General features: G+C 25.4%; 2 protein-coding genes. One reads left to right on the top strand and one right to left on the bottom strand.

The window, feature by feature from the left end; all coding sequences use genetic code 11:
- A partial coding sequence (locus CD128_RS11725; RefSeq protein ID WP_103330035.1) for a glycosyltransferase occupies positions 1-1,215 on the top strand: 1,215 nt, incomplete at its 5' end.
- Between the two features lie 108 nt (positions 1,216-1,323).
- Here CD128_RS11725 and CD128_RS11730 read toward each other — a convergent pair.
- On the bottom strand, positions 1,324-2,528 hold a 1,205-nt coding region (locus CD128_RS11730), incomplete at its 5' end, for a glycosyltransferase family 4 protein (protein WP_231917347.1).

The following is a 2,528-nucleotide window of genomic DNA, read 5'->3' on the forward strand; positions in this document are numbered from 1 at the left end:
ACATTAAAATATGTTCAGAATTCCAATGATTTAAAAATATATGAAAATGGTCGGTATAGAATGTATGTTCATTTTAATGATAAATATTATTCAGATATAGGTTATATAAACTATTTTGATAATAATCAAAGAAAAATAAAAAGAGAAATATTTGATACAAGAGGATTTTTAAATTGCAGTAGAATTCTAGGTCATAATCAAAAAATAGTTATGGAAAACTACTATAATCCAAAAGGCCAAATTAGGATACAAAAATTTTATGATGTAGAATATGTGGGCAATGACAATCGTCTTACTAGAATAGTTATTAAGACAGATAATGGTGATGTATTTTTAAGTAGTGAAGATGAATTGATTGAATATTTTTATAAAACGTTATTTAAACAAGGTGATATTTTTTATATAGACAGGCCTTATGAACTAGGAAAGATTGTTGAGAAAATAGAAAATAAGATACCATTTTATGTTATCTTACATAGTACTCACTTGTATAATGGGGTAATTAAAAGTATTTATGAGAGTATATTTAATCATTTAGAAAATTATAAAGGTATCATAGTTTCAACAATGAAACAAAAAGAAGATCTTTCTCAATTAATTGATAATAAAATACCTGTTTATAATATTAGTGTTGGCTATACTGAAAAAGTAAGTGAATCTTTAATTAATAAAAATTTTGAGAAACCTCAACTTATTTCTTTATCTAGACTTGTCCCTAGTAAACAAGTCGAGCAACAAATTGAAGTTATTAAGAAAGTGAAAGAAGTGATTCCTAATATTCAATTAAATATTTATGGTCATGGAGGAAGTCTTCAAAAACTTTTGGAATTAGTGAAGAAATATAATTTAGAAAAAAATATTCATTTAAGAGGTTTTTCTAATGAAATAGAAAAAGAATTGAAAAGAGCGAGCTTAAAAATTTTTACTAGCAAAATGGAAGGTTTTGCTTTATCAATCTTAGAATCTTTAACAGTTGGTACTCCTGTAATAAGCTATGATATTAAGTATGGTCCTAATGAAATGATCGAAAGCGGAGTGAATGGATATCTTATTGAAGAAGGTAATATAAATTCAATGGCAGAAACGATTATAATGGTATTAAATAATTCGGATCATTTAAAAGAGTTATCACAAAATAGCTTAACATCAGCCAATAGATATTTAGGATTTAATGTATTTGATAAATGGAAATCTGTAATTAAAAGCAGTTATTAAATTTACTATTAAAATAATTTAGTTCAATATAAATGCTCTATTACAAACCGGACTGATGATTTTTTAATCATCAGTCCAATTTATTATAGAGCATTTGTTTAAATAAATTTATTTATCTAACAATTGTAACGCATTGTCCCATTTTTCCATAATATTACTTTGCGAATACTGTTGAGCTAACACAATGCTTTGTTGAGAAAATTCTTTTTGAATTTTAGGATTTTTTAACAGAAACTTTACTTTTTTAATTAATTCATTTTTATCATTTGGGGTTATTAAATAACCATTTTTATTATCTTTAACTAATTCATTTGGGCCATATTTAATATCGTAACTAATGGTAGGAATTCCGTGAGATTGACACTCTAATAGTGCTAAAGAAAAACCTTCCATACTACTTGTTAAGATATTCAAATATGCATTTTCATATTCAGCAGATAAGTCTGGAAGAAACCCTCTTAAAAATACATTTTTTTCTAAGTGATATGCTTTAATTAAATTAGCCAATTTTTCATTTTCAGAACCAAAACCAAACAAATGTAGTTCAATATTAGGAAATTCATCTTTTAAAGCTTTAATTAATTCAATTTGATGATGAAGTTGCTTTTCTGGAGAATATCTCGCAACGGAAATTAATTTTAATGGCGAAATTTCTAATGAATGGTTATTAGTTTTATTTTCTATCGAAAAGCCTACAGGTATATTTATTACCGGTAAAGCATGATTGATACGCATAGTAACATCAATTTTTTGTGAATTAGTAGAAACAATGATTGCTTTATAACGACTTAAATTATCAAAAAGCTCTTTATAGACATTTTTGAACCTAGAAGTCATATGTTGATGGATATTCTTGACATGGGTACTGTGCAATACTGCTATAACTGGAATATTTGGATTAACTTTGTTGAACATGGGAGCAGTATGAATATTTTTATCACTAAAAAATAAGTCTCCATATTGATAAATTGATTCTATAAAATAAGCTTGTAAATCAGTTTCACTATCAAAAAAAAGAATACTATTATCATTATTTAAAATGATTCTTTCAATTTTATTTGTTTCAATATTAAAATACTTTTCAATAGTAATATTACCATTAGGGTCGTGATATTGTTCAGCAAGTACAGCCTGATTAGTAGTAAGTATACGTGTGCAACTAAGGAAACCACGCACATCATAAAACTCTCTTTTAATTTTTTTACCATTAACATCAAAATAATTAATATAATCCAGTTGTTTATAATGATTATCTAGAAATCTTACATACATAATAAATTTATCGGATTTATATACTCTTATATCTTTAGAAT

Source organism: Staphylococcus croceilyticus (assembly GCF_002902575.1).
Lineage (GTDB): Bacteria > Bacillota > Bacilli > Staphylococcales > Staphylococcaceae > Staphylococcus > Staphylococcus croceilyticus.